At 48.3% G+C, this 26,422-nt stretch carries 27 protein-coding genes and 6 tRNA genes; 6 read left to right on the top strand and 27 right to left on the bottom strand.

Annotated elements, in window-relative coordinates; genetic code table 11:
• Window positions 1-26 precede the first annotated feature (26 nt).
• The 3 genes from tkt to ACEN86_RS05180 all read right to left on the bottom strand — a co-directional run bounded on the left by tkt (window position 27) and on the right by ACEN86_RS05180 (window position 4,490).
• Window positions 27-2,063 (bottom strand): transketolase, encoded by a 2,037-nt coding sequence (tkt, locus tag ACEN86_RS05190; protein ID WP_495633284.1) that lies wholly within the window; start codon window positions 2,061-2,063, stop codon window positions 27-29.
• 378 nt (window positions 2,064-2,441) lie between these two features.
• On the bottom strand, window positions 2,442-3,341 hold the full coding sequence (gene purU / locus ACEN86_RS05185) for a formyltetrahydrofolate deformylase (protein ID WP_495633283.1): 900 nt from the start codon (window positions 3,339-3,341) through the stop codon (window positions 2,442-2,444).
• Window positions 3,342-3,368: 27 nt separating this feature from the next.
• Window positions 3,369-4,490 (bottom strand): deoxyribonuclease IV, encoded by a 1,122-nt coding sequence (locus tag ACEN86_RS05180; protein WP_495633282.1) that lies wholly within the window; start codon window positions 4,488-4,490, stop codon window positions 3,369-3,371.
• 156 nt (window positions 4,491-4,646) lie between these two features.
• Here ACEN86_RS05180 and ACEN86_RS05175 point away from each other — a divergent pair, with 156 nt between their 5' ends.
• Window positions 4,647-5,117, top strand: a complete 471-nt coding sequence (locus ACEN86_RS05175; RefSeq protein WP_495633281.1) for a DUF2621 domain-containing protein — start codon at window positions 4,647-4,649, stop codon at window positions 5,115-5,117.
• Between the two features lie 150 nt (window positions 5,118-5,267).
• On the top strand, window positions 5,268-6,188 hold the full coding sequence (locus ACEN86_RS05170; RefSeq protein WP_495633280.1) for a TIGR01777 family oxidoreductase: 921 nt from the start codon (window positions 5,268-5,270) through the stop codon (window positions 6,186-6,188).
• A gap of 25 nt (window positions 6,189-6,213) precedes the next feature.
• Here ACEN86_RS05170 and ACEN86_RS05165 read toward each other — a convergent pair whose 3' ends face one another.
• The 12 genes from ACEN86_RS05165 to ACEN86_RS05110 all read right to left on the bottom strand — a co-directional run bounded on the left by ACEN86_RS05165 (window position 6,214) and on the right by ACEN86_RS05110 (window position 17,704).
• Window positions 6,214-7,962: a DUF6382 domain-containing protein gene (locus tag ACEN86_RS05165; RefSeq protein WP_495633279.1), complete on the bottom strand. Its 1,749-nt coding sequence runs from the start codon at window positions 7,960-7,962 to the stop codon at window positions 6,214-6,216.
• A 19-nt stretch (window positions 7,963-7,981) separates the two neighbouring features.
• Entirely contained in the window at window positions 7,982-8,488 is a 507-nt protein-coding gene (locus tag ACEN86_RS05160) for an A24 family peptidase (RefSeq protein WP_495633278.1), read from the bottom strand.
• Between the two features lie 20 nt (window positions 8,489-8,508).
• A complete protein-coding gene (locus ACEN86_RS05155; protein ID WP_495633277.1) occupies window positions 8,509-9,489 on the bottom strand; it encodes a TadE/TadG family type IV pilus assembly protein in 981 nt (326 codons plus the stop codon).
• On the bottom strand, window positions 9,458-11,665 hold the full coding sequence (locus ACEN86_RS05150; RefSeq protein WP_495633276.1) for a hypothetical protein: 2,208 nt from the start codon (window positions 11,663-11,665) through the stop codon (window positions 9,458-9,460). Before ACEN86_RS05150 ends, ACEN86_RS05155 begins: the two co-directional genes overlap by 32 nt.
• A 32-nt stretch (window positions 11,666-11,697) precedes the next feature.
• Window positions 11,698-12,357: a TadE/TadG family type IV pilus assembly protein gene (locus ACEN86_RS05145; RefSeq protein WP_495633275.1), complete on the bottom strand. Its 660-nt coding sequence runs from the start codon at window positions 12,355-12,357 to the stop codon at window positions 11,698-11,700.
• Window positions 12,354-12,548, bottom strand: a complete 195-nt coding sequence (locus ACEN86_RS05140) for a Flp1 family type IVb pilin (protein WP_495633274.1) — start codon at window positions 12,546-12,548, stop codon at window positions 12,354-12,356. Before ACEN86_RS05140 ends, ACEN86_RS05145 begins: the two co-directional genes overlap by 4 nt.
• A 36-nt stretch (window positions 12,549-12,584) precedes the next feature.
• Window positions 12,585-13,457 carry a type II secretion system F family protein gene (locus tag ACEN86_RS05135; protein ID WP_495633273.1) on the bottom strand — a complete coding sequence of 291 codons (873 nt, stop codon included), beginning with the start codon at window positions 13,455-13,457 and terminating at the stop codon, window positions 12,585-12,587.
• Window positions 13,458-13,469: 12 nt separating this feature from the next.
• Window positions 13,470-14,267: a type II secretion system F family protein gene (locus tag ACEN86_RS05130; RefSeq protein ID WP_495633272.1), complete on the bottom strand. Its 798-nt coding sequence runs from the start codon at window positions 14,265-14,267 to the stop codon at window positions 13,470-13,472.
• Window positions 14,245-15,510, bottom strand: coding sequence for a TadA family conjugal transfer-associated ATPase (locus ACEN86_RS05125; protein WP_495633271.1), 1,266 nt, complete (start codon window positions 15,508-15,510; stop codon window positions 14,245-14,247). The genes ACEN86_RS05130 and ACEN86_RS05125 overlap by 23 nt, the downstream gene beginning before the upstream one ends.
• 2 nt (window positions 15,511-15,512) lie before the next feature.
• On the bottom strand, window positions 15,513-16,682 hold the full coding sequence (locus tag ACEN86_RS05120; RefSeq protein WP_495633270.1) for a nucleotide-binding protein: 1,170 nt from the start codon (window positions 16,680-16,682) through the stop codon (window positions 15,513-15,515).
• A 150-nt stretch (window positions 16,683-16,832) separates the two neighbouring features.
• The gene (locus tag ACEN86_RS05115) at window positions 16,833-17,255 is read right to left on the bottom strand and encodes a thiol-disulfide oxidoreductase DCC family protein (protein WP_495633269.1); all 423 of its coding nucleotides are present in this window, start codon (window positions 17,253-17,255) and stop codon (window positions 16,833-16,835) included.
• A 170-nt stretch (window positions 17,256-17,425) separates the two neighbouring features.
• Window positions 17,426-17,704, bottom strand: coding sequence for a hypothetical protein (locus ACEN86_RS05110; RefSeq protein WP_127200513.1), 279 nt, complete (start codon window positions 17,702-17,704; stop codon window positions 17,426-17,428).
• Window positions 17,705-18,049: 345 nt separating this feature from the next.
• Between ACEN86_RS05110 and ACEN86_RS05105 the strand changes: the two genes are divergently transcribed.
• The gene (locus ACEN86_RS05105) at window positions 18,050-19,399 is read left to right on the top strand and encodes an Nramp family divalent metal transporter (protein ID WP_495633268.1); all 1,350 of its coding nucleotides are present in this window, start codon (window positions 18,050-18,052) and stop codon (window positions 19,397-19,399) included.
• A gap of 120 nt (window positions 19,400-19,519) precedes the next feature.
• On the opposite strand, the gene ACEN86_RS05100 is transcribed toward ACEN86_RS05105, so the two are convergent.
• From ACEN86_RS05100 to ACEN86_RS05060, 9 genes are all read right to left on the bottom strand, one after another.
• Window positions 19,520-19,602, bottom strand: a tRNA-Leu gene (locus tag ACEN86_RS05100).
• A gap of 167 nt (window positions 19,603-19,769) precedes the next feature.
• Window positions 19,770-19,852 (bottom strand) — tRNA-Leu (locus ACEN86_RS05095).
• 14 nt (window positions 19,853-19,866) lie between these two features.
• Window positions 19,867-19,942, bottom strand: a tRNA-Lys gene (locus ACEN86_RS05090).
• Window positions 19,943-20,074: 132 nt separating this feature from the next.
• A tRNA-Glu gene (locus ACEN86_RS05085) sits at window positions 20,075-20,149 on the bottom strand.
• Window positions 20,150-20,381: 232 nt separating this feature from the next.
• A tRNA-Ser gene (locus ACEN86_RS05080) sits at window positions 20,382-20,473 on the bottom strand.
• 9 nt (window positions 20,474-20,482) lie between these two features.
• Window positions 20,483-20,558 (bottom strand) — tRNA-Asn (locus ACEN86_RS05075).
• A 367-nt stretch (window positions 20,559-20,925) separates the two neighbouring features.
• A complete protein-coding gene (locus ACEN86_RS05070; RefSeq protein WP_495633267.1) occupies window positions 20,926-21,228 on the bottom strand; it encodes a putative quinol monooxygenase in 303 nt (100 codons plus the stop codon).
• Complete coding sequence (gene brfA / locus ACEN86_RS05065) at window positions 21,225-21,434, bottom strand: ribosome rescue factor BrfA (protein ID WP_495633266.1); 210 nt, start codon at window positions 21,432-21,434, stop codon at window positions 21,225-21,227. Before brfA ends, ACEN86_RS05070 begins: the two co-directional genes overlap by 4 nt.
• 63 nt (window positions 21,435-21,497) lie before the next feature.
• A complete protein-coding gene (locus tag ACEN86_RS05060; protein ID WP_495633265.1) occupies window positions 21,498-21,959 on the bottom strand; it encodes a SprT family protein in 462 nt (153 codons plus the stop codon).
• Window positions 21,960-22,070: 111 nt separating this feature from the next.
• Here ACEN86_RS05060 and ACEN86_RS05055 point away from each other — a divergent pair, with 111 nt between their 5' ends.
• The 3 genes from ACEN86_RS05055 to ACEN86_RS05045 all read left to right on the top strand — a co-directional run bounded on the left by ACEN86_RS05055 (window position 22,071) and on the right by ACEN86_RS05045 (window position 23,197).
• Complete coding sequence (locus tag ACEN86_RS05055) at window positions 22,071-22,430, top strand: hydrolase/acyltransferase (RefSeq protein ID WP_495633264.1); 360 nt, start codon at window positions 22,071-22,073, stop codon at window positions 22,428-22,430.
• A 72-nt stretch (window positions 22,431-22,502) separates the two neighbouring features.
• A complete protein-coding gene (gene cmpA / locus ACEN86_RS05050; protein ID WP_127199611.1) occupies window positions 22,503-22,637 on the top strand; it encodes a cortex morphogenetic protein CmpA in 135 nt (44 codons plus the stop codon).
• Window positions 22,638-22,786: 149 nt separating this feature from the next.
• A complete protein-coding gene (locus ACEN86_RS05045) occupies window positions 22,787-23,197 on the top strand; it encodes a VOC family protein (RefSeq protein ID WP_495633263.1) in 411 nt (136 codons plus the stop codon).
• A 106-nt stretch (window positions 23,198-23,303) separates the two neighbouring features.
• Here ACEN86_RS05045 and ACEN86_RS05040 read toward each other — a convergent pair whose 3' ends face one another.
• The 3 genes from ACEN86_RS05040 to ACEN86_RS05030 all read right to left on the bottom strand — a co-directional run bounded on the left by ACEN86_RS05040 (window position 23,304) and on the right by ACEN86_RS05030 (window position 26,287).
• On the bottom strand, window positions 23,304-25,505 hold the full coding sequence (locus ACEN86_RS05040) for a Tex family protein (protein ID WP_495634219.1): 2,202 nt from the start codon (window positions 25,503-25,505) through the stop codon (window positions 23,304-23,306).
• Between the two features lie 147 nt (window positions 25,506-25,652).
• The gene (locus ACEN86_RS05035) at window positions 25,653-26,003 is read right to left on the bottom strand and encodes a type II toxin-antitoxin system PemK/MazF family toxin (protein ID WP_127199609.1); all 351 of its coding nucleotides are present in this window, start codon (window positions 26,001-26,003) and stop codon (window positions 25,653-25,655) included.
• A gap of 2 nt (window positions 26,004-26,005) precedes the next feature.
• On the bottom strand, window positions 26,006-26,287 hold the full coding sequence (locus ACEN86_RS05030) for a CopG family ribbon-helix-helix protein (protein ID WP_495633262.1): 282 nt from the start codon (window positions 26,285-26,287) through the stop codon (window positions 26,006-26,008).
• Window positions 26,288-26,422: the final 135 nt, after the last annotated feature.

Raw genomic sequence — 26,422 nt, 5'->3', positions numbered from 1 at the left:
TCCCCTTTTCGGTCGTTTATCGTTGATTACAGTTGTGCTTTTACGTGTTTTACAACATTTTCTACAGTGAAGCCATACTCAGCAATCACCTTGTCGCCAGGTGCAGATGCGCCGAACGTGCTGATGCCGATAATGGAGCCCTTCTCGCCAACATAACGCTCCCAGCCAAACGGATGAGCCATTTCAATGGCAACACGAGCTTTAACATCTGGAAGAATAACAGAATCTTTGTAAGCTTGATCCTGCTTGTCGAACAGATCCCAGCTTGGCAAGCTGATGACGCGAACCTGAATACCTTCTTCAGCCAGTGCTGCTTGAGCTTTAACTGCAAGCTGAACTTCAGAACCTGTAGCAATCAGCTGAGCAACCGGTTTGCCGTCTTTGGCATCGGATACTACATAACCACCGCGTTTGATACCTTCGCGGGACAGCTCTGCCGTATTCTCAAGCACAGGCAGGTTCTGACGAGTCAGTACCAGAGCAACCGGGTTGCTCTTGTTCTCTGTCGTATATGCCCAAGCTGCCGAAGTTTCGTTAGCATCAGCCGGACGGATAACAGTCAGACCAGGGATAATACGAATTGAAGCAAGCTGCTCGATCGGTTCGTGTGTCGGGCCGTCTTCACCAACCGCGATACTGTCATGGGTAAGTACATAAGTAACAGGAAGACCCATGATAGAAGCCAGACGGATAGCTGGACGCAGGTAGTCTGTAAATACGAAGAACGTACCTCCGAAGATTTTGAGTCCGCCATGCAGGGCAATCCCGTTCATTGCAGCAGCCATACCAAACTCACGAACACCGAAGTACACATTGCGTCCTTCGTAGCTGTTCGAAGTCAGAACAGGAAGGCCTTTCAAGTGAGTCATTGTGGAGCTTTCAAGGTCAGCAGATCCACCAAGAAGCTGTGGAACTCCTTTTACCAGACCATTAAGTGCATTACCGGAAGCTACGCGAGTAGAAAGCGCTTTGTCCGCGGAAGTGTACTTAGGAAGCTCAGCGTCCCAGTTCGCTGGAAGTTCGCCGGCAATAGCCTGTTCAAATTGTGCAGCAAGTTCAGGGTACTGCGCTTTGTATTTCGCAAACTGCTCATCCCAAGCTTTGTTCGCTTCAATACCGCGCTTCTTCACGTCTGCAAAGTGCTGGCGAACTTCATCAGGTACATAGAAGTCTTCTTCGTACACCCATTTGTAGAAGTCCTTAGTCAGCTTAGCTTCTTCTGCACCAAGCGGAGAACCGTGAGTACCGCCGTGGCCGCCTTTACCTTGTTTGTTCGGGCTGCCGTAACCGATGACAGTCTTCACTTCGATAAGAGTTGGACGAGCTGTGTCCTTCTTACCTTCTTCAATCGCAGCTGCGATCGCACTCAGGTCGTTACCGTCTTTAACCAGCAAAGTCTGCCAGCCATAAGCGTCGAAACGTTGTCTAACATTCTCGGAGAAGCTCAGGTTAAGCTCACCATCAAGCGAGATATCGTTGGAATCATAGAGGAAGATCAATTTGCCCAGCTTCAAGTGACCTGCAAGGGACGCAGCTTCAGCAGATACCCCTTCCATCAAGTCTCCGTCGCCGCAAATGCCGTAAGTATAATGGTCAACGACTTTGAAGCCGTCTTTGTTATATGTCGCAGCCAGATTCTCTTCTGCAATCGCCATACCGACTGCCATTGCAATACCTTGGCCCAGTGGTCCAGTAGTTGCATCTACGCCGGCTGTGTGTCCGAACTCAGGGTGACCCGGAGTTTTACTTCCCCATTGACGGAACTGCTTCAGATCATCAAGGGACAGATCATAGCCGCTAAGGTGCAGCAAGCTGTATAGAAGCATCGAACCGTGTCCAGCGGACAGCACGAAGCGGTCGCGGTTGATCCACGTAGGATGGTCCGGGTTGTGATTCATTGTTTTTGCGAACAGTTGATAGCCCATAGGAGCAGATCCCATCGGCATGCCCGGGTGACCGGAGTTTGCTTTCTCTATTGCATCAATAGACAAAGTACGGATTGTGGCAATCGACAAATTATCGATTACATTGTTGTCAGCGATTTCCTTGATTTGATCAGCCATTAAATTGTTTCCTCCTCAAAGGTCTTTAGATAAGTTTGATTAAGGGATCAAACATAACGTCCAAATTGAAAAAGTCATTTTGACTTATTTATGCATTGTACCACAATTAAGGGGCTCATTTCCACACTGACTGTCCATAAATCCCATGAAAGGCGTTCTTTCGCTATTTTTCACACAGGAATTGTTCATTCTGACAGAACGAGCAAAATCCTACTAGATTACAACTTCCCTAAGTTGAAGTTAAGTATGCGTAAAGGGGCAAATCTTCATTGGAGATATCGTCTGCACCTTCTAAAAGACTAAAAATACCAATAGGGCACCCAAGCGAAAACGAGAATTTATCCCGCATCTGCAAAGGGTGCCCTGTCTACAAGTTTGTTAGTTAAACACGACCGTCTTGTTCTGGTGAACAAGAATCCGGTCCTCAATGTGCCACTTGACCGCACGAGCGAGTACAACCCGTTCAATAGTCCGGCCGATCCGCTTCAGCTCGCTCACATTATCACGGTGGCTTACACGCTGAACGTCCTGCTCAATAATCGGACCTCCATCGAGTTCCTCGGTTACATAGTGAGCGGTTGCGCCAATGATCTTAACGCCGCGGTCATACGCCTGCGCATAAGGCTTACCTCCCACAAATGCAGGAAGGAAGGAGTGATGGATATTAATAATCCGATTCCGGTAAGGCTCAATTAATGCCGGTGAGACGATCTGCATGTATCTGGCGAGAACGATCAGATCCACTTTCCCGTTTAGCAGTTCAAGCTGGCGCTGCTCCGCTTCTTTCTTCGTATCCGGAGTTACCGGGATATGGTGGTATGGAATGCCAAAGGATTCCACGTACTCCCTCATATCCGGATGATTACTAATAACCATCGAGATTTCGGCATCCAGATCGCCGGCCTGCCACTGCCACAGAAGTTCAACGAGACAGTGATCTTCCTTGGACACGAGGATGGCCAATTTCTTCTTCTCGTTCAGAGGGAAGATGTTCCAATCCATCTGGAACTTGTCCGCAATTTCCTGGAAATCACTCTTGATTCCCATCAATTTGCCGCTCAGATCGTTCAGGTCAAATTCGACGCGCATGAAGAACATGCCGCCCTCCGGATCCATTGTATATTGGTCCGATTGAACAATATTGGCCCCGTGTTGGTGAAGAAAATGGGATACGGCTGCGACGATTCCCGGACTGTCAGGACAGGAAATCAGCATACGTGCGCGATGTTGTTGATATTCTTTTACAGGCAGAAGACCTGCTTTAACATGAGTGTCCATTTGATACAAAAATCCTCCTTAAATTCACTAAACCGTAAGCTCGTTCACAGCCAGCCAGGCAATGATGCGCTGATTGATTTGTTCTTCTGTCATTTCCGGGAACAAGCCCGCTTCTACTACATCATCATAAAGACGTTCCAGAGGCTCACGCGGATCTGCTTTCTTGGCTTTGGCATCGCCCTTTAGCAGTTCCCATGTACTGATGATGAAAGAACGCGGGTAAATTTCCTGCTTATTAAAGAAAGCATGAACCTTTTCGACGTCAGAGAGGAAGCTCTCCCCGAACCGCTCGGCCACATTGCCGCGAAGCAGGGCAATCTCCACTTCATACATCGGACGCTGGGTCTTAGCGTCCTTACCAATCCAAGGCGTCTCCAGTATAAAAGGACGGCCTTGAAGCTTCTCGTGGTGAACCACACGCCGAATCGCTTCAAACCCAATCCACCCGGAACCGATCGGGGTATGGCGGTCTTTCCCGGCACCGACCGGGTTTTTGCTATCATTAATATGCACCACTGCGATTCTGTCCAGACCTATAATCCGGTCGAACTCGTCCAGCACGCCATCCAGGTTATTCACAATATCATATCCGGCATCATGAATATGGCACGTATCCAGGCAGATCGTTAGACGTTCCTTGTGCTCTACCTGATCAATGATCCGGGCAATCTCCTCAAAAGTTCGGCCTACTTCGGTTCCTTTCCCGGCCATAGTCTCAAGAGCGATGCTCACATCCGTCTCGGTTGTACCGTTCAGCACTTCATTAAGCCCGGCGGCAATACGGTCGATTCCATAATCTACATCCTTGTCCGTGAATGCACCCGGATGAAGCACAATGTTCCTTACACCCAATGCATGGGTACGCCGAATTTCCTCTTTAAGGAAGTCTACAGCCAATTGGTATGTATTCTCCTTATAGGAGCCCAAATTTATGATGTAGGGAGCATGCACGACAATTTCGTCTATGTTAGCCTCAGCCATTGCGGCTTTACCTTCTTCAATAAACAGCGAGTCAACAGGTTTACGGCGGGTATTTTGCGGTGCGCCTGTGTATATCATGAACGAGCTTGAGCCGTATGAGGCTGCTTCGCCCGTGGCAGTAAGCAATCCCTTAGTGGATAACGATACATGGGAACCGATCTTCAGCACTTCTGTGTATCCCCCTTATTTAATGATTTTGATTCAGTATATTTTAGCGTGAATATCGAAATAAATCTAGAAATAAGGTATAATTCCTAATAATTAATAGCTATACAGGCTGATAAATTGCCGCGTGTGAATTTAAAATATGAGGTGAGAATATAAATGCACCCTTGGAACGTCTTCTCGTTCGCTGTGTCGTCTGGGCCAGACCGCTGGTTCATGAACTCAATTGTTTTCTGGGGCTTTATTATGCTTGGCACCATGACCATTGGCGGATTCTTCATGTTCCGCAAATTCATGAAGGTGCTGCCGAAGGCAGACGGCAGGTCCAAGCTGGACTGGCAGAATTACTGGGTTGAACGGAGCCGCCCGATGTGGACCGATGACGCCAAAGCTTTTTTGGATAAACTGGTATCCCCTGTCCCACAAGCATTTCGGGATATTGCCAAACACTCGATCGCTGCTGAAATTGGCAAAATCGCGATAGAGAGCGGCGCCACTGAAGTGACTCGTGATCACTGTATCAAAGGATATATTGTAGCGACGCCAAAGCGTGACAACAAGTTCCTTGTTAAATTTCTGAAGAAGAATGAGATTGATTATTCGCCTTACCAGCACTTAATGAATAAATGATAGTTTAGCTTGAAAGACCCGAATGAACCCACCTTCTTGGCTCGCGCCTTGGCGGGTTCTTTTTATATATTTAGTATAACCACGCTAGGAATCTTTAAAATTAATAAAACACCTAAAAGATCAGGTTCGTTCATCAAAGGAGGGGTCAACGTGAGGGTGGCTGTCTGCGGAGGGACAGGATTTATCGGAAGCGCTCTCGTGTCTTATTGGTTAGAGAGGGGACATGAGATTATTATAGTTACTCGCAAGAGCCCGACTGCTGATCGAGAGCAAGCTGCTGCCAATCCAAGGTATATTACCTGGGGAGAACTTGAAGGTTCACCTGAATTGATGGAAAGCCTAGACGCGCTGGTCAATTTGGCAGGCTCATCCCTGAATCAACGATGGACCGAGAATGGCAAGATGAGGATTCTGGACTCTCGACTTAGATCCGTTCAGGCTCTGGCATCCCTGATGAACAAGCTTCACAATAAGCCTCTTGTTATTGTTCAGGCTTCTGCCATCGGAATTTATGGGACCTCACTTACCGAAATCTACGATGAGAACAGCCCTACGCTGAGACAGGACTTTCTGTCTGAAGTAACTTTGAAATGGGAACATGAAGCAGCAGATTTGGCGAAATCAGTAGACCGCATGGTCACTCTGCGAACTGGTGTTGTTCTAGGTAATCAAGGAGGAGCCTATCCGCTTATGCGCTTGCCACACCTGCTAGGCTTTGGCGGAAAAGTGGGAACCGGTCAGCAATGGATGTCCTGGATACATTTGCAAGATATGGTGCGGCTAATTGATTATTCAATTATGAATCCGGCAATCAAGGGACCCATCAACGCGGTTAGCCCTTCTCCTGTAACTAATGATGAGTTCGGACGTACGGCCGCGAAAGTATTTCACCGCCCCTACTGGTTCCCACTTCCAGGCTTCTTGTTGAAGTCCATATTAGGAGAGCAATCCACTCTGCTGCTCGACGGGCAGCGAGTCCTGCCGCACAAAGCACAAGAAAATTGTTTCATATATCTATTTCCAACTTTGCTGGATGCACTTACTGATTTAAAAGAACATAATAAAGATTAAAAGTTCCGATAAGATTCACCCGAATTTACATGCATAGCTTAAAACTTGTTGTAGCAATCGAGAAGGTGCTTCCCACTTCAAGGGGATATTCTTTATAGGGTGCGATAACCTCATCTTGAAGCTTAGTCCCATTCTTGGAACCCAGATCTCGAATCGAGCACTTCCTGCCCTGGATGGTCAGTTCAACATGCGCGCGCGAGGTTCCCACTGTCTTCTCAACATATTGAACCACATCCTCAGAGCGACCGATTACGAATGTGACTCCTGAGAGCACTATCCTCTCTGAATTCCCGCTCCCCTGCTCGATCCTTTCCAAGTAAGGAGTCAGAGAGTCATTCGTACTTCCCTGTCCATCAAGAAGGACTGTAGCTTGTCTTGATGGAGCAAGAATTTCCGTCTTTCCGCTGAGCTGTTCGTAATAGCCGCCTTCGGGATTAGGCTGATCATCATTACGCAGCTGAACACCTTCACCTGGAACATAGCCTGGGAGAACAGGCTTATCTTCCCATGTTCCTTTTAATGCAGGATCTACTCTGCCTGTTGAGTATGAGCCGCCGTCTACTTCCTCCCTGATGAGAAATTGATCATTCCACCGCCACTCGGTCTCATCCCAGCTCTTCGATCTGCCTACCTCTTCTTTTTCCTTTTTATTCTCATTCAGGAAGTCCTCCAGGCTCCACTTCCCTCTTCGGCCTTGATTACCGTCTGCATGCTCGGCAGAAGATCCCGCTTTTCCTGTACTTCTTGTATTTATTTCAGAATCGTCTTGCTCGGAATCGAGCTTATTACCCGAGGCTGTTAGAGGGCTGCGACCACTTAAGAACCAAATCACACCTGCAAGCATTAGAACAGTAATTCCACCGCATATATACAGACCTGTTGATCCCGGGTTATCAAGGTAAACGAACTTCCACAAGAACGCCACGATAAGACCTGTCCCTAATAAAATATAGGTCCGCTTTGAGGACGAGGTTGTGTCCTTCCCCCGCTCCTCTCTCTGAGCAGAATCACTTTCTTCCAGCTGGCTCAGCTTCGTCTCATGAATAATGTCCTTCATTGGAGGAACAAGCGGCGGTAAGCTTCTACCCGGCTCTTTCGCAAAAGATGGACTGCCTGCCTGACTTCTCCGGTTCATGAATACCTCGTGATTAGAATCTAATACACGCTTGGCACTATCTGCTTCGGGATAGTTCTGTCCATCCCCGGCAAGCAGCTCCCGCAGGAGCTTTCGGAACCCAGCCAAGGAGAATAGATCACTTCCGCATGACTGCATGATCTTCTGTACTCCAATTCCCTCAAGCACAGATACGGAAGCGATCAGCTTCATGATCAACGAGAGCAGCTGATTCTGAATCGGCTCTGAGTTAAATTCCTCTTGCACAGGAATATAGGTAAGGAATACTTTACCTAAGTTCAAGCTGCCGTCTACGAATATATAATTCTCATTAAGCCAGTAATTCGCTGGCTGTAACATATACTGCTTCGATTCATCCAGAGCATTCACTAATTGGAGCAGCAGAACGTAGAACTCCGGCATGCTGAGCTTCTCACTTTTCATACACTGTGAGAGCATTCTTTTACCTGTAATATCGTAATGCAGGCTCACTTTAAGATCGATTTCCTTCACGTCGAGTTTGAGCAGATGCGGAATAGATGTGGAAGCGATCATACCACACTGTACTCGGCTGAGATCACTTGGCCCAAGTCCCTCTTCTGTTGAGAGGACCATATACGTTCCGCCACTGCGCACGAAATCAGTCTGCAAACAAAGCAATTCATGACCCCCTTATACTTTATAAATAATAGTAAGCAGTTAGCACGCCAGGTAGTACCGCAAGCATGAAGGGAAAACTTAGCATATCGCTCTCTTTGCTCTTAATGGGCCCAAGACCCCTAAGGATGATTGCCCCCAGCACACTATTCAGCACCCCTCTTACTCTTCGAATAGCTTCTCTTCTCCAGATCAGAATCAGAAGCCCGAGGATTCCCGCAAATATAATAGAGTAGACTAGAGATGTAATCGTAAAGCCGGTTCCCATCCATGCCCCAATTCCTGCGAACAGCTTCACATCCCCTCCCCCAACCGCTCCGGTCCAATACAGGACCAGCATAATCCCGAATCCGATGCCTGCCCCTTTAAGCCCCAAGGCAAGCCCTAACCAGCCATCAATCCATACCTGGTAGAGTACTCCCGATATCATTGCCGGAACCGTGAGGATATTTGGAATCTTCATGTATTTAATATCCGTGACAAAGGCAGCTAACAGAAAAATCAAACATCCAGCAAACCCCAACTCCATTAGTTCTCCCTCCAAATTACTTACTTCGTATTGCCTTTTCCAGTTACCTGGAAACTATCTGTTGTCTGCACACCTTCATCTGTTTCCAGTACAAATGTCCAATTTCCATGTGTGGTGTTCCCGGATATCAGCCATTTCCATTCGACTTTGCCCGAGGAATCGGCAACAGCTTCTCCCAAGTATTTCGCGACACTCTTACCGCTCTTATAGTACACCGTCAAAGTCACTTTACTTCCAGGCTTGGCTCTTGCCTGAATAAGCGCCTGATTCCCTGTATAAGCAGGGCTTGGCTTGGATAAGACCACTGCCGCTTGCCCATTCTGATCTGCTCCCTCCCCAGAAGCAAGACCACCCGATTGCTCATGGGTATCCCCAATCCACAGACGTTCCACAGCTTTGGATTGAAGCACAATCTTACCTGAGGTGAACGGTACCTTAATGGGCAGTTCATAGCTGATCTCCAGGCCAAAGTAGGGGGTCTTACCCTTCTTCAAATCCGGCACTATTACCTGACTGACATGCATCCGATCTTCATTAAGAATCGTACCCTCCGTAAAAGGGTGCAGCAGCGGCTTAATCACTGGATCGAGCAGTGCCTCTGACAGTTGATTCTTGAGATCCTGCAGCGGTTCATCTCCTTTGGCCGCTGCCTCCCTAACCCAATTTGAGAAAGGAGGCTGCATTTGTGAAGCAAATTTGGAGGCCCATTCGGACAATGAGACCTTTGGTATCTGAAGATTGACACCGCCTCCCTCTTCCTTTCCCTGATCTTGTTGGGACTTCACTGCCAATGCAATCGGATACATCGAAGCAGAAACCTGCTTTACCGCATTCGAGACGACATTGTGCATCTGTGTAGAAATGACAGTCATCTGTACCATATAGATAAGGAAGAATATGACCAGCAGAAAAACAGGCAGCACCAGCGACGCTTCAAGAACAATACTTCCCCGGACATTTCGCCAAACTTTAATAAGAGTAGTCCGCTTTTTTAACTGCATAATATTTATTTCCTTCCACTCGTCCTTCAAGAACTCCAGACGCATTAAGGGCTTTGGCTACCCCCGGCAAAAACCACAGCGGCATGGCAATCGTAACCTCACTCGAAATATATGTGTTACGCTGGTCAGGATTAATCCCGGTATTAAGTCGGATCAAGGCAAGCATCCGGGACAGACGTCCATCACTTTGTCCATGAAGAAGCATGAAGATTCTTAAATAGTCCAGATAGGTGAGCTCGACCTTGAAATAATCGCTTAGAGGGATACTCCCTTTATCACACAGGGTCACCATATCCTGAATAGCATGTTCAATGCCGTATAGCAGGGCCAAAGCTAGAATCAACAGAGGATTGCCAGCCGAGCTGTTCTTAATGAAGCCCTCCATAGTTCTAACTGCCAGTCTGGATGCAAATATCTCTCCATAAGCAGCTGCAATATTCCCACCGAGATTATGGAAGCCATAAAGGATATACTCCATTTCCTGCTGCTCCGGCCCAAATTGATCTACCGCATTATTAAGAGAACCCGATCCGCCGCTCTTCACCATGTCTTTAAGCTTGGTCACATCAAAGTGCTCGAAATAATCGGCCGCATATTCCGTCTCGTAACAATTATCTGTCATTCCACTAAGAAGGGATGACATCGCCCCATATAGACTGTCCATATTGCCCATCGACTGCTGTCCTGACGCGTAAGGGTCAGTGCCTGTAGAAACATGACCCGTATCACCGGAGTCGCCTTTGGCGTTCAGATCCATATTCTCTTTGTAATAGCCTTCGAGAGTATTAAACTCCTCTTGCTTGGCATCCATCTTATCCTTGAGTCCGGATAACTGCTTAAGTATATTGCCAGCTTGTTCCAGCTTACCTTTGGCTTCCTGCTCTGTTTTCTTCCGGGCCTCGTCATAACTTCTATAGGATTCAAGCTGCTTCGACTCTTGATCTAATGCCCCGCCCAAATCCACAAACTTCCGCAGATAAGCATCTGCTTCCTGTCCCGCTGACACGACTGCCTGCTTAATAGGACCCGAGCCGCCTCCAGTACTTAGCAGGGATCCTTCCTGTGTCAGCAGCCCGCTAACTTGACCGTTTAGACGCGTGAAGCTTACCTTTTGATCCTCGATATTCTTCTCTATTTGAGTGATTAGATTATCAGGAAGAAGCAGCTTTCTGCTCTGCTGCCTAATCTTCCTGATCTCTTCACTCGCCGTCTGGTCTGCTCCTGAGGTACCCGATCCTACCTGGTCATACCCGTTATTTGCAGAGCGATTCTCTGAATCTATAATTACTTGCTTCATCTGGTCATTGAGGAGCCTGGCTTGCTCCGCAAGCTCCGCTGCAGCTGGAAGCAGCTCTTGGTGCTTCTCCGCCGCATTTCTTTGACCTCTGGTAACACGGTTAAAAGCTTGTGCGACTCCATTGGTATAGTTCGAAATCTGTGTATCATACATTCTATCTACTGGCTTTCTCTTACTATCTTCCTCTGTCTTGGACTTATAATCTTCGAACTGGCCTGCAGCATCCCTTACAGAAGAGACGCTTCCATTCAAGGGCTTATCCGGGATCGATGTGATCCCTCTGCTTGTCACCCAGGAGGAAAGCTCCTGTACCGAGTCAGCAGATTTCTTCTGATGATCGACCAGCTGATTAAGCTTATCCTCACGCTCGTCATACAGCTTCTGCAGCTTTCCCATGACATCCACAGTATTTGATGCTTCCTTCATTACGCTCGACATCGGTTTAAACTTATTCACGATTTCAATCGTGAAATCAATGGGAGCTTTATATTTCATTTGCTCACGAATCTGCTGGGTAAAAACCGGGTAGGTACCCAAAGGCCGCTCCAGCTGCACCGATGAGCTGTCCAGCTTGGCCTTCATAATCGAAAGGTCATCGCTACGATCAAGCAAATTGAACTCATCCTTAAGCACTTTAGACATAATGTAATTCTCATCGGTTCCTCCATAAGCAAACAAACCATAACGATCAAGGAGATCCGGGTCGTAAGCCGAGAGAACGGAACGTACCGCGGCATGGGAAATCTGCTCACTTTGGGCCTGCAGCGCCGACATGCGTGAATAATCAATAAATATAGAGACAAAGGCAAAGATGAAAGCAAAGATTATAATCAAAAATATAGTCACCGCACCGCGTTCGGAGCGTTCCTTGTCAAACATTTACGCCCCTCCTCTCACTCCTCGGCCAATCTCTACTTGGCGTACTGCTTCAGAGCAGCTCCAGCCTCTTTCGGGCTCGCTCCAGATCCCTTGCCGCTCTTGAACTTGGCAGCATAATATCTGCCCAGATCCACCGTACGAATCCACTCCGTGGGCTCAACCACATAAGAAGAGGATTGTCCAAGCTGCTTCAGATCGCTGCCCATAGCTCGTTCCAGCGGAGCCAGGTGAATCAGCCTATCCAGCGAAACGGTCACCTTCCTGAACAGCAGGTTGCGGCTGTATTTCATGGTTCCATTAATATGCGATGGCACCTCTTGACCCGTATGACTTAACTTGGTAACAGCCAGCGAACCGTCTGCACTGCCGGAAGGCAGAGAGAGTGAAGCAGACTGGCCGCCGCCTGCCCAGCCGAATAAAGCCTGTACCATGGAATCGTCCGTTAGTCTCCAATACAATCCATCATGCTGATCCGCTTGCACCGCACCCGTTCGGGAATTCCGGTAGCTATTCTCCCAGGTATTGGTTGCCCGTTCAGCCGCCACTGCAGCCGTCTGTTGAAGAATCGAGGTCTGATACAAATACAGGCAGAGAAATAACAACAACATCGTGCACATTAGCACTATAGGCATAACCAAAGAGGCTTCAAGTGTAAAGTTGCCTCTTATATCCCTCCTCAGCCTTCTGATCATTCCCCATCCATGAATTCGTCCGTCTTCGATCCTGCCTTCGACAGCAAGTTCTTAATAATATTGGAGAGCTGTTCTCTAAAAATCACGGCTATGATTACAATGACCGCTATGATCAATATAATCTCGAGCATTCCTAGACCCTTCTCATCCTTCCACAGCTGCTTCATTTTTGCTTGAGTTGTTGTTAACATCCTAATTCCTCCTAATTTAAGTTCGACATCTATAATTTATAAGCTCATGGCCATAAAGGCCGGTGTACCCACCAGAACAACAATAATCAAAAACAGCACCAGCATAGGGAACACAAGCTTTGACGAGGCCTGTTCTCCACGGGTCCGGCTGACCGCCTTCCTCTTTTCCCATAACGAATGTGATAAATCCCTGAGAGCGAGTGCGAAGTCACTCCCCCCTCGACGGAAGTTAAGCAATACTGCCGTGGTAAAAGCGGATACTTCCTGGATACCGCAGCGTTTGCTGAAGCTTTCCAGGGATTGCTGGAACGAATACCCGCTATCCATCTCCCGTGACATTTGAAGCAGCTCACGGTAGAGAGGGTGGTTATCTTGATCCCGTTTGCGATCAAGGCAGTGACGAATTGCCTTTTGTACGGTCTCCCCTGCCCCAACGAGCAGAATGATCTTATTCAGCAGCTCCGGGAGCTCCATGATAATCTCCTGTTCCCGCCTTACCACTTTCCGGTGTAAATCCGTAACCAGCGCTGTCGGGATTAGAACGGCAAGCATTACCCCAATACCAAATCCAGCAGGGTCACCCCCCATAAGAAGAGAGAAGACAGCACCTGACGTCAATAGCAGCCATGAGTACGAAAGCATTTCTGCAAGAAATATAAGTGTAAAGTCACCTACTCTTCGCTCCCCGCACATTTTCTGAACCGAACGCTGTACCTTGAAGAAGAACATCGGAAATCTTCCGGCGAACCGCACTCTTTCCAAAAGATAGAGCATAGGGGGAGCCAGCTTCTGAAGTCTGAGACCATCCATTTGAAATTCTCCACAGTCTTTATAAGACCGGGATGAACGCTGATACAAGAGTCCCCAAGCGGCGCTTAATACACTAAGAACAACTATCCATATCAGCAATCAAGCGACCTCCTATATTCGAATATTCATAATCTTGTTGATCAGCCAGAAGCATCCTCCGAACATGAGCAGCGCAATTCCCGAGATGAACAGCCCAATTCCGCTGTATAAAGGCTGCATATAATCGGGAGAGGAAAAATTCATGAACAGCAGGAAGAAGATCGGTGCCCCAAGCAGCGCTTTCGACTCGAACCGCTTCTGCGCAATCATGACAGAAATTTCCTGGCTGATGTCCAGCTTCTCGCTGATAATGCCGGAGGTCCGCCGCACAATTTCAACCAGATCCCCGCCTGTTCTTTTACAGGTTGTGAACACATCTGCAAAATTCGTAATATCCTCGATGCCCGCACGCTGGCTGAAATCCTGCAGCGCCTCTTCCACAGGCTGTCCATATTCCATTCTTGTACAGATAATATGGAGTTCAGAAATGAGGTCATTTCGTGCATCCGGATATAAAAGCCGCAGATCAGAAATGGCTTCCCGAAATCCATTCTCAACCGAACGTCCTGCAGCCAGCGATGAAGAAAGGGAATACAATGCCTGCTTGAAATGCAGGGATAGCGCTTCTCTCCTTCTTGCCAGAAGGTATTTGCTCCAGAATTTCGGTCCATATATGCCTCCTGCTCCGACAATAACGGAGAGGAACCAGGCATGAAAAAATATGTATCCTACCGTAAACAGCACGATTCCGCCAACAACCATACTCACCATCTTTTGATGAGGGGTTAATATGTGCACCTTGTAATCCGGGAGCGCTCCGGCAGCATTTCGGTTCACCGCACTAACATTACGCTGGACATGAACTTTCATCAGACCGATGCTCCCTTTCATATTTATTGCCTGGCAGCCCGGCCATACTGAGCTTGGATGTATGATGTAGAGAGTTACCTGTCGGCACTAAGCCGCCAAGAATACGCCCTTCCTGTTCTCCAGTCTCCTTAAAAACATAGATCGAGCTCAGAACTACTTCCCCATCCTTCATGCCAATAACCTCCGAAATCTCAGTAACCCGGCGGGAGCGGTCCCGCAGTCGGGACAGATGGACAAAAATATCAATCGCCGAGCTGATCTGCTGCCTGACCACCTGAATCGGAAGCTCAGCTCCGCTCAGGACCATTGTCTCCAGCCTGCTGATCATGTCAGATGTGCTGTTCGCATGCCCAGTTGAGAGGCTCCCATCGTGTCCAGTGTTCATTGCCTGCAGCATATCCAGAGCCTCCTGCCCCCGTACCTCGCCCACAACTACCCGGTTGGGCCGCATACGCAGAGATGAACGGATCAAATCACGGACCGAGATCTCACCTTTGCCCTCGGTATTCGAGTTGCGTGTCTCCAGCGATACTAGATTCGGAACGGTCGTAATTTGCAGTTCCGCCGAGTCTTCAATCGTGATCACACGTTCATCCGAGGGGATATACTGAGACAAAGCGTTGAGGAAAGTAGTTTTCCCGGAACCCGTTCCTCCACTGACGAAGATATTATATTTGCTCCGGACAAGGTCCTGGAGAAATACTGCTGCCTCTACGCTCAGTGAGCCGGTAGCGACAATGTCATCCATAGTCATTGGCCGCTCCGGGAATTTACGGATGGTCATTGTAGGTCCTTTCAAGGCAACAGGCGGAAGCACCACATTCACCCGTGAACCATCCTTAAGACGGGCATCCACAATGGGCGCCGATTCATTCACCACCCGGTTCACTGCCGACACAATGGACTGAATAATATCCTCAAGACGTTCCCTGGATTCAAATTTCATATCAATCTGGGTTACATGACCCTTACGCTCGATGAAAATTTCCTGATGGCTGTTAATCATAATTTCTGTAATGGACTTATCCTCAACCAAAGGCTGGAGAATATCGAGACCCCGGAAAGAGTCATACACTCTGCGAACTACCTTCCTCTTCTCTGCGGCGGTAAGACCTTTGACATGCTCGTCACGAAGCACCCGGCGTTCAATATGCTCCATCAGCTCACTGTCGCTCATACTAGAAGTGACATCTAGACCCGCCCTGATCTCACTGCGAAGCTGTCTGAACCACGCCTCCGTCATGCTTATCCTCCTCCTGCTGCAGGCTCGAGGATGTGGCCAGACACTTCCGTAAGTCGTCGGCACAGCTTCATCAGATCACGCTGATATTCCGCCGAATGAAACAGCGCCTCCCAGGAATTCAACTGCTTCCAGGCCGGAATATAAGGCAGTGTCAGATAGTGAACCATCTTCTCCAGGGGAAGCTCATTCGCGAAATTTCCAAGACACCGGTTCACAATGAAAATCGACTTCTGAATTAGAGCAGCATAGAGATCATTTCTCGTCCGTTCTAGATGAACGAGCCATCTGTTGGTTCTGCGAACTGCCCCGATATCGTCCGCTACAAGCCAAACCAGCTGATCGCAGCGTTCGAATACCCCTTCCGTACGCTCAGATGGATAACTATCCGTGTCCACTACGATAAAATCATAACAACCGCAGCCAGCCAGATAATCAATCAGCCGAATCGTATGTTCTTTCGAAAGTTCTAATAGTTCATTTAAATTTGAGAGCGGCTCGAACATGGCTGCCTGAAGCCAAGGATCCCGAACGACATAATCTGCTGCAGCGGGGCCCAGCCTATCCCCTTTATCTTCTGCCGCCTGCAGTTCATAGAGAAGACGGGCCAGTCCGGACATATCATGTTCTTGTTCTTGTCTTCCTGAAGCCCCGGTGAATCCGCTGCCGGCTGTCTCCATATTCAGATACAGCACCTCTAGTCCCTCTGAGCTGAGCTGTCTGCTTAGCTGCAGTGCAGTAGTCGACTTTCCGCTCCCGCCGCTCACCGAGTAGACTCCAACTACACTTGTCCTGCCAGCAGAAGAAGGAGGAGCCCCAAGAGACTTTCGTCCGCTCTGAATAGCCGACAGGATTGAGTTAAGCAGGTCCTTCAACGGCTGGTATTTATGCAGCGTAGTCATGCCTTCTTGTATGTCCCGTTCTCCCTCAATAAGGCATATTCTAGGAAATGTCTTATCTCTGTCATTGGTGATCCATGCTTCCATAAAAATCGACTCTGACACTACGGCATCCGGCAGCTCCTTGCCATCCGTCATTCTCTCTAGAAAAGCATCTACCTTGCTGAATGCCGTGACCCGTATCTTCTGACTGAATTCACTGCAGCTTACATAATGCAGCAATGCCTCAATATAAAATTCATCCTGCACGGCAAGCACTATCCTTACAGGAACCATCTACTCAACCCCCTAATGAACAACAAAAAAAGCACCGCTCAAAAACCGATAACTCGGTTCATGAACGGTGCTTCCGTTTCCGTTGTTCCTTAATTTTACAGTTAGAATATCACACTTATATCAAGCTAGCAAGTCCTTATTATACATTCATCAATCCAGGAATCTATCCCGAATCTCCTTTGTGGGGATCATACAGGTCTCGTCCCTGCCGAACCACCGATACCGATTGCGTGCAACCATATCATATACCGCATCTCTAATGAAGGGGGGAATCACGACGAATACATACCATAACGGCCACGGAAAAGGGAGCAACCTTGCTAACCTTAGAGCAGCCTTGGAGCGCGTATAATAGTGCCCATCCTCAACAAGTACAACGCTACTGTAAGAATCTAGCGGCATGCCGCCTTCTTCAAGAAGCCTCTGCCCTACGCCCGATTGCAGGGAAGCAAAGCGCAGACGCCCCGCACGGTCATGCTTAATCAGGAACTTCGTAAGTCCCTGGCATAAATGACACACCCCGTCCATAAGAACAATGGGCCCTTGCTCTGTATTAGGATTGTACTGGCTCATTTTCTCCCCCCCTATCTGTGAGCTAACTCGGCCAAGTGCAGGATTAGCCCAGAATCTGGTTAAAAATATATAGTAGAGTGCTCCTACGATTAACGATGCACCCTCTTATCTTAATAGAAAAAAGGCGCGAGGTTAACCCCCGCACCTTGTTTATCTGCCTATCGCCCGTGTTATTTGGCTTCCGCTTTATCCAAATATTGTCCGTCTACGATCTGTTGTCCGATATCCCCGGCAAAGTTATCCATGCACTTGCAAATGAAGTCTTTGCGGCAAATCGGGCAGGGACTTTGAAGAAGACGGCTAATGTTCGTAAGCTTCCATTCCGGATAGCGATGATAGAACACGCGGCACTTCGTTCCATCGACCATTTTGACAATAAATTCGTACAAGCCATCCTTCTGATTGCTGCTGGCTTCGGTCACGTTCTCAACAATTGGTCTGTAAGACATGCTCATCACCCGTTTAATTAAATTTCGATCACTTTTCAGTACTTAGACATATTAAATAATTTTAGGCGGCATGTCAACTAAGTGGTCAAGCTCCTGTGCTGTTGAATGGCTTAACACGACTCTGCTTCATAATTATTATTGCTGGCCAAGTAGCCTTTTATCCCGGTTAGGCATACATATAAATACCGGACAAATCCTTATATATCAAGCCTTACTGTACTTTTGAAAAAAATTAGAAATAAAACGTTTTCACCAAAAAGTTTCCCTAGACAAAAACTATTGTAGGTGTACAATATGAGTGAAAGCACGAAAACGGATTAAATTATGAATGAAGAGGTGATTCCTATGGATGATATTCAAGAAAGCACCGCGGGGCGCTTGCCCGGCTGGAGATCCAATCAAGGACTTCCATCGCTTCCGGAGGCGCATCGTTCTCTACGGATTCCGACCAATGCCAAGTGGTTCAGAAAGTTCCTTGCCTTTGCAGGACCCGGATACATGGTTGCCGTTGGCTACATGGACCCCGGCAACTGGGCAACGGATATCGAAGGAGGCTCGCGATTCGGTTATACGCTGCTATCTGTCATTTTGATTTCCAATCTGATGGCTATCCTTCTTCAATCCCTTGCGGGTAAGCTAGGAATTGTGACCGGGAAGGATCTGGCGCAAGCCTGCAGAGACAATTACTCCAAACCGGTTGTCTGGGGACTCTGGATATTGTGTGAGCTGGCCATTGCGGCTTGCGATTTAGCAGAAGTTATTGGGACCGCCATTGCGCTCAACTTATTATTCGGTCTGCCCTTACTATACGGGGTCATCATAACCGCGGTGGACGTCCTGCTGATTCTGATCCTGCAGAATAAAGGATTCCGGTTCCTTGAAATGCTGATTATCGTGCTGATTGCAACCATTGCCGTCTGCTTTGGGATTGATCTGTTCCTCACGGGTCCGGATATGGGGAGTGTCCTAACGGGGTATATCCCAAGTGCTGAAGTGATCAGCAATCCGCAGATGCTCTATGTGGCCATTGCTATTCTTGGGGCTACGGTCATGCCTCACAACTTATACCTGCACTCTTCTATCGTTCAGACTCGTCAATTTGACCAGTCAGCCATTGGCAAACGTCAAGCCATCAAGTATATGACCTGGGATTCGACGATCGCCTTAACTTTTGCCCTATTTATCAACTCCGCGATTCTCATCGTCTCGGCAGCAGCTTTTCATACGAGCGGTCTGACTGAAGTTACGGACATCGGCGATGCCTATCATCTCCTAACTCCTATTGTCGGGACTACTCTGGGAAGTGTGATGTTCGCGGTTGCCCTTCTGGCTTCGGGTCAGAACTCGACGCTCACGGGTACACTTGCAGGTCAGATTGTAATGGAAGGCTTCATTAATATCCGACTCAAGCCGTGGCTGCGCCGTCTGATTACGCGCTTGATTGCCATCATTCCGGCAGTAATTGTAACTGCCATGTATGGAGATTCCGGAGTCCAGGACTTATTGATATTCAGCCAGGTGATTCTTTCCTTACAGCTCCCGTTCGCTGTTGTTCCTCTGGTGAAATTTACGGGCAGCAAAACCAAGATGGGTGAATTCGCCAACAAAGCCTGGATTAATATACTGGCCTGGTTCGTTACAGGAGTCATTATTACTCTTAACGTCTTCCTGCTTGTTCAGACCATTAATTCATAAGCTGCAAAATAAGCCCCCGAGTTCTTCCATCAGGAGAACCGGGGGCTTTATTATGTTCTACATAAAAAAAGAAACGATCTCTTTGCAATTCAGCAAAAAGATCGTCCCTTCAATACAATATGCGGTCGAGAGGACTCGAACCTCCACGGGTATACACCCACTACCCCCTCAAGATAGCGTGTCTGCCATTCCACCACGACCGCGCGGCTTAATCGCTTAATTCAAGCGAACATTTCATATTATATAGATGCCAAGCACAAATGTAAAGTGGAAATTAAATCAAATATTTATTTCCGGGGAATATCCCCCCATAAGACTATGCAAAAAAGGAACCCTGTGAACAAGGTTCCTTTGCGCTTAAAGCTGTTGATGCGGTCGAGAGGACTCGAACCTCCACGGGTATACACCCACTACCCCCTCAAGATAGCGTGTCTGCCATTCCACCACGACCGCATATAAAATTAAAATGGTGAGCCATGAAGGACTCGAACCTTCGACACCCTGATTAAAAGTCAGGTGCTCTACCAACTGAGCTAATGGCTCTTACTAAGAAAAAAATGGTGACCCGTAGGGGATACTCGTTCTCCGAACGAGACTGCGATGTAATCCTACCGAAACGGATGCTCCGACGAACCCTAATGGGTTCTCATCCCTACTTGAAGCTGTTAAACAAAATGGTGACCCGTAGGGGATTCGAACCCCTGTTACCTCCGTGAAAGGGAGGTGTCTTAACCCCTTGACCAACGGGCCATGCCTTAAGTATTTCATGTTGTTCTCGTGTGACAACAAAAATGAGTATATCAAAAATAGAAACGACTGACAAGCTTTTTTTATAACTTTTTTTATTCAGGAAAGTTTTGCTAATAAATAGCCCTGGTGATCCTAAATCAGCGTATAAGCACACATAGATCAGGACAGCAAAATAAAACCAGGAGCTTCTAAAAGCCCCTGGTCATTATGTAAGATCTTGTTATGTGAATGATGGCGGAGAGAGAGGGATTCGAACCCTCGCACCACTTACGCAGTCTAACCCCTTAGCAGAGGGTCCCCTTATAGCCACTTGGGTATCTCTCCAAATAGAAATGGCTCCCCGAACAGGACTCGAACCTGTGACAACTCGATTAACAGTCGAGTGCTCTACCAACTGAGCTATCAGGGAACAATAATGAATACTTCAATTAATTTATCACGCTGACTTAACAAAGTCAAGAATTACAGGATAAGAATCATCTGGAAATGTTAGGTGGAATTCAGGGGAAAGACCCGGCCGCCTGGCCAGGTCTTTGTAGTGGAAACTCAGGAATCTTTTCTGTGTCGATCCAGACCGATAATCATAATAATGAGCACAAGCAGTTGAATAAGCAGTTCAGCACTCATGGTGCCTCTCCTCCATTCCATCCGCAAAATACTCCTTCGGCCCAGTTCTCCTCTCCCAGAGGTTCTCCCTGTACGTTCCCATTATCATGTATATGTAAGACATGCTCACTTATGAGCACATTAAGTTACTTACTTGTGTAAAATACAACTTAAATTCCCTTGCCACCAAGCGGGCTAAGTTTAATCTGTTCTATCCCCGTGATGAGTGGTTTGGCTTTCTGAATTAGCTCTCTTGCCCCTTCAAGTGCCAGGGATGCCTGATGAGCTGACGCATCGCTCCACACCTCGGTTACCCATACACTATTTGGATCGTTGTCTGGAGTGTTGACGATGTATAGGATGCAGCCTTCTACTGCTTCCATTTCGCAGGCTGCTTCGAGCAGAATCTCCACCAGAGTATTACGCTGACTATCATGAGTCGTGAATTTTGTATATAATCCAAATTTGCTCAAGCCAATCCCTCCATTAAAAAAGAACCATCATTTCCGCCCCCGGAAACCTGGTTCTTATGCTTGATCAGATACATTTTCTCATGCTTGGTCTTAGTTGTTCTAGTTCTCATATCCGTAAATACAAACAGGCTTCTTCCCGCCTCGGGATTGCGCTTGCCTTCACGCGCCAGCTTCTCTCTTACCTTCTTGGCATTTGACTTGGCCATTGGATCACTCCTCATTCTTGAATATGATCTCAGTATATCACGGGCGGTCATCCGCGTAGAAGATCAAAGTTCTTCCATCCTCAAATTACCCGCACATCTCCCGCATCGGTAACGTCCCGGATCCACCTTCCGCTTGCGCAGATATTCCATCCTGCAGCGTGTGCAGACCAGCTTGTAACGGTACGGCTGGGGTCTTCGGCCGGAAGTTCCCGGCAGCGATTGGCAGTAGCGGCTTCCTTTTACCTTGTGGAGCAGGGCCTTAAATTCAGGATCTCTATGCTGGTACCCTCTTCCGGCTAAATGCAGATGATAGTGGCACAGCTCATGCTTAATAATCTTCTCGACTTCCTCTCTTCCGAACGCTTGAAGCTGGTGGGGATTGATATCAATATGATGGGTTCTCATAAAATATCTGCCCCCTGTCGTCCTAAGCCGCGGGTTAAAGGAAGCCTTATGTCGAAACGGCAGACCAAAGCTGTGTAGGGATATCTCCTCTACCCATGCCTGCAGCTCATCGTTAGTCACAGGATCATCTCCCTTTCCTCATTCCAGAAATCCCGGTTGATACACTTGAATTTTAACTTCTGATTACGCTACACTGTCAAGTAGGAATCACTTGGAGGGAGTCACCCAATTATGCAGACTATGCGTTATGTCATTTTACAATTCAATCATGAACTGCAGTTCGTGGAAATGCCCGCGGACTATGCCTATCAGCTGAGTGCTTTGAATCTACGGCTTCACAAGGAAATTGCCAAGCTGACAGCGGAGCACATTCCTGCGCTTCCCAAAGCGGTTGCCGAGTGCGACCGGCTCGATCTGCTTGAAGAGACGAGCCGGATTACCAGTGGACTGGAATATATCAATGCGCTTGAGGCTTCCTTCTCGGAGATCAAAGAGAGCAGCTATCCGCTCATTTCACTGCTTACCGAGATCCGTGCTCTTCAGGCCCAACTCGAACAGTGGTACGAAGAAGAAGCAGAACAATCGGTGTAGGACCTGCACACTTCCGGGCTTCCCCCCATATGCTATGCATATTAAAGGGAATTCGACAGGAGGGTGAGCCTTTTGCCAAAATGGCTCTGTAATCAAATTATGCGGGCGTTTCATAAGAAGGACCGGCGCCAGATCAGACTGCTTAACGAGTGCTGGTTTTTCTACTATAATCGCCCACAAGACAATCATAATGCAGGTCAGCTGTAACTGATGCATAGCCCTTAAGAAGCCACGCTAAAGTCCCCGCGACTTCAGCGTGGCTTCTTGTCTTTGAGAGAGAAATAACAGTAAATATCGTTCTCAGTATGTTAGAATGGATTAACCAATTCTAAGCATAAGTAAAGGAATGTTGACCGATGGCCAAACTTACAACCCATATTTTCTCGGAAGATGCCAGATCGCAGGCTGAGTTCTACATCAAGGCACTCGGAGGCGAAATTCACTCCGTAACCACGTATGGAGAAATTCCTGGGACGAAGGAGGAGCTAAGGGACAAAATTATCAACTTAAGCTTTGTTGCCGCCGGTGTACATTTCTTGATGTCTGACTTCGTATATGAATCATTACGTTATGGAAATTCTATTTCCCAATTGCTTGAATTCAAATCTGAACAAGAAGCGCGAGTGGCTTTTGCTAATCTTGCTGAAGATGGTAAAGTAAAGCTTCCGCTTGAGCCCGCTTTCTGGGGAGCCTTGTTCGGCGAAATTGAAGATAAGTATGGAGTTCAGTGGATGATTACGACGGAGCCCAAAGCACACCAAGCCTAATCCCTATCGTATTAACCTCCTCCATTTAACTGGATATTCGAACATAAAAAGAAGGTTGACCACCGCAGACCCACTGCTGGAGGACAACCTTCTTGTATTTTGAGTCCTAGTTCTTCTCAGGATCACGCATCGTCAGGCCAACGCGGCCTTTCTTCACATCCACGCTCAGAACCCAGACGGTCACGTTATCCCCAACGGATACGATATCCATTGGATGCTTCACATACCCGCTGCTAAGCTGCGAAATATGAACAAGTCCATCACTCTTAATCCCGATATCCACGAAAGCGCCAAAGTCGATTACATTCCGAACGGTACCCTGCAGCTTCATTCCAGGAGTGAGATCCTCAATCTTCAGCACATCTGTACGGAAAATAGGCAGCGGCAGCTCCTCACGCGGATCCCGCCCCGGACGCTGCAAGCTCTCCAGAATGTCCTTCAATGTAGGCACGCCCACGTCAAGGCTCTCTGCCAGCGGTTCGGGCTGGAGGCTCGACAGCTGGGCAGCCACTTCTTTGGAGCCCAGCTGCTGCGGCTCGATATTCAGCTCCTTAAGCAGGCGGGTAACCACAGAATAGGATTCCGGGTGAATCGGCGTGCGATCAAGCGGATCGCTTCCTCCCGGAATACGCATGAAGCCAATGCACTGCTCATAGGTCTTGGCGCCAAGGCGCGGAACCTTCTGAAGCTGCTTGCGATTCATGAACTTGCCGTTCTCTTCGCGGAACTTCACAATATTCTTCGCTGTTGTCGCATTAACCCCAGAGACATAAGACAGCAGAGAAGGCGAGGCGGTATTCACATCCACTCCAACGTGGTTAACCGCGGATTCAACCACCGTCTTCAGGCTCTCCTCCAGATGCTTCTGGGAGACATCGTGCTGGTACTGGCCGACGCCGATGGCTTTGGGATCAATCTTGACGAGCTCGGCAAGCGGATCCTGAACCCGGCGGGCGATGGAGACCGCGCTTCGCTCAGCGACGTCAAGCGCAGGGAATTCCTCCTGCGCGAGCTTCGATGCGGAGTAGACGCTGGCCCCAGCCTCGCTGACGATCAGGTAAGCGAGCTCCTGCTCCTCACGTTCGGCGATGATCTCGGCGACGAACTGCTCGGATTCGCGCGAAGCCGTTCCGTTCCCGATGACAATGAGCTGAATGGCGTACTTATCAATCAGCTCATTAAATTTGGCGGCAGCTTCGCGCTTCTTGTTGTGCGGCGGTGTCGGATAGGTCACCGCTACCTCAAGCAGCTTGCCCGTGTCGTCGACGACGGCAAGCTTGCAGCCCGTCCGGTAGGCAGGGTCCACGCCAAGGACGTTCTTGCCCTTCACCGGCGGCTGCAGAAGCAGGCTGCGAAGGTTGCCCGAGAAGATCGAGATGGCCTGATTCTCGGCCTTCTCGGTCAGCTCTGCGCGCACTTCACGCTCGATTGACGGAGCGATCAGACGCTTGTAGGCATCTTCAATCACGGTATGAAGCGCTGCCTCCACCGGGGAATGCCCTTTAATGATTTGGCCGGCCATATACTTGTGAACCGGCTCAGCAGGGACGTCCAGCGATACCTTCAGAACACTCTCGCGCTCACCCCGGTTGATCGCCAGAATACGGTGCGGCGGCATTTTCTTGGCCAGCTCCCGGTAGCTGTAGTACATTTCATAGACGGTTTCCTGTTCGGCATCCTTCGCCGCCGTATCAATCATGCCATGATCGAACGTATATCGGCGTACCCAGGCCCGTATGGCCGCATCGTCCGCAAAAATTTCAGCGACAATATCCATGGCTCCCTGTGCTGCTACTTCTGCTGAGTCCACTCCCTTGTCCGCACTGACATATTTCGCAGCCTCAGCAAGCAGATCTCCCTGCTTCGGTTGGCTCAAGAGCCATTCAGCCAAGGGCTCAAGTCCCTTCTCCTTCGCCACACTCGCACGTGTCTTACGCTTCTGGCGGTAAGGACGGTACAGGTCCTCCACCTCCTGAAGCTTCCCTGATTGCTTGATCGCCGCAGCGAGCTCTGGTGTAAGCTTGCCTTGTTCATCAATAATCCGGATGACTTCGCGCTTCCGCTCTTCCAGGCCGCGTAAATAAGCCGCCCGTTCTTCAATATTGCGAAGCTGGTTCTCATCCAGCTCTCCTGTCATTTCCTTACGGTAGCGGGCAATGAACGGAATGGTGTTCCCTTCACCCAGCAGCCCGATCGTTGTGCGTATCTGTTTGACGGAAATCTGCAGTTCTTTGGCGATCTGCTTTATGATCCGCTCCTGTTCTTCCGCTTGAACCTCCTGAGGTGAAACCTCCACCAACGTGTCCATATCTGACAAATCCAATCCCTCTTTCCCTAAACTATATGTAACTTATTATCACAAACTTCAGCCTATATTGCCAGCAGCCTGATACCCAAATAAAAAATGCGCCCAGGTCTCCCCGGCGCACCTCTTATAATCAGGTCATGTTTTTGTTTAGAAATCAATCAGTCCCACGCTGATAAGCAGTGACTCATCCACCTTCTTCATCGTCTCTTCATCCAGATGGGTGATCTTGTCAGTCAGCCTTTGCTTGTCAATGGTTCGTATCTGCTCCAGTAAAATCACGGAATCCCGGTCAAACCCATGCGTAGCCGCTTCAATCTCAACATGAGTCGGCAGCTTTGCCTTCTGAATTTGAGCCGTAATTGCAGCAACTATGGCTGTCGGGCTGAAACGGTTCCCGATATCGTTCTGGATAATAAGCACCGGTCTTACCCCTCCCTGCTCGGAACCGACAACAGGTGAGAGGTCAGCAAAAAATACGTCACCGCGCTTTACGATCATATTCACACCCCGCTTACTAGCCGATCCAGAGTGCTGTCCGCATCTTCCTCCGCATGGAACGCTTCAGAGGCCATGGTCAGGTTAATCTTCGCCATCTCCATGTAACCGCGCTGCATGGACTCACGGATATAACGCTTCTTCCGCTCGTTCAAGTAGAGCTTCATTGCCTGCCTAATAAGTTCACTGCGGTTGGAATTCTCCATAGCTACAATCCCATCCACTTCTTGCAAAAGATAATCTGGCAAGCTGATCATGATTCTTTTGGTGCTCTGCATATTGGCCAATTACTTTACACCCCCACAAACCTCTCGACCTTCTTTCCTAGGACCAGTATATCATTATCCAAGGAAATTTATACAAAGGAATATATGCTCCCTGTATATCAAGTATGCTGCATTTCATTATAAACGAAAAACCAC

It is taken from the genome of Paenibacillus sp. Paensp111, assembly GCF_059492195.1.
Note: the sequence above shows the minus strand (reverse complement) of the source record. Positions and strands in the feature narration are given on the sequence as shown.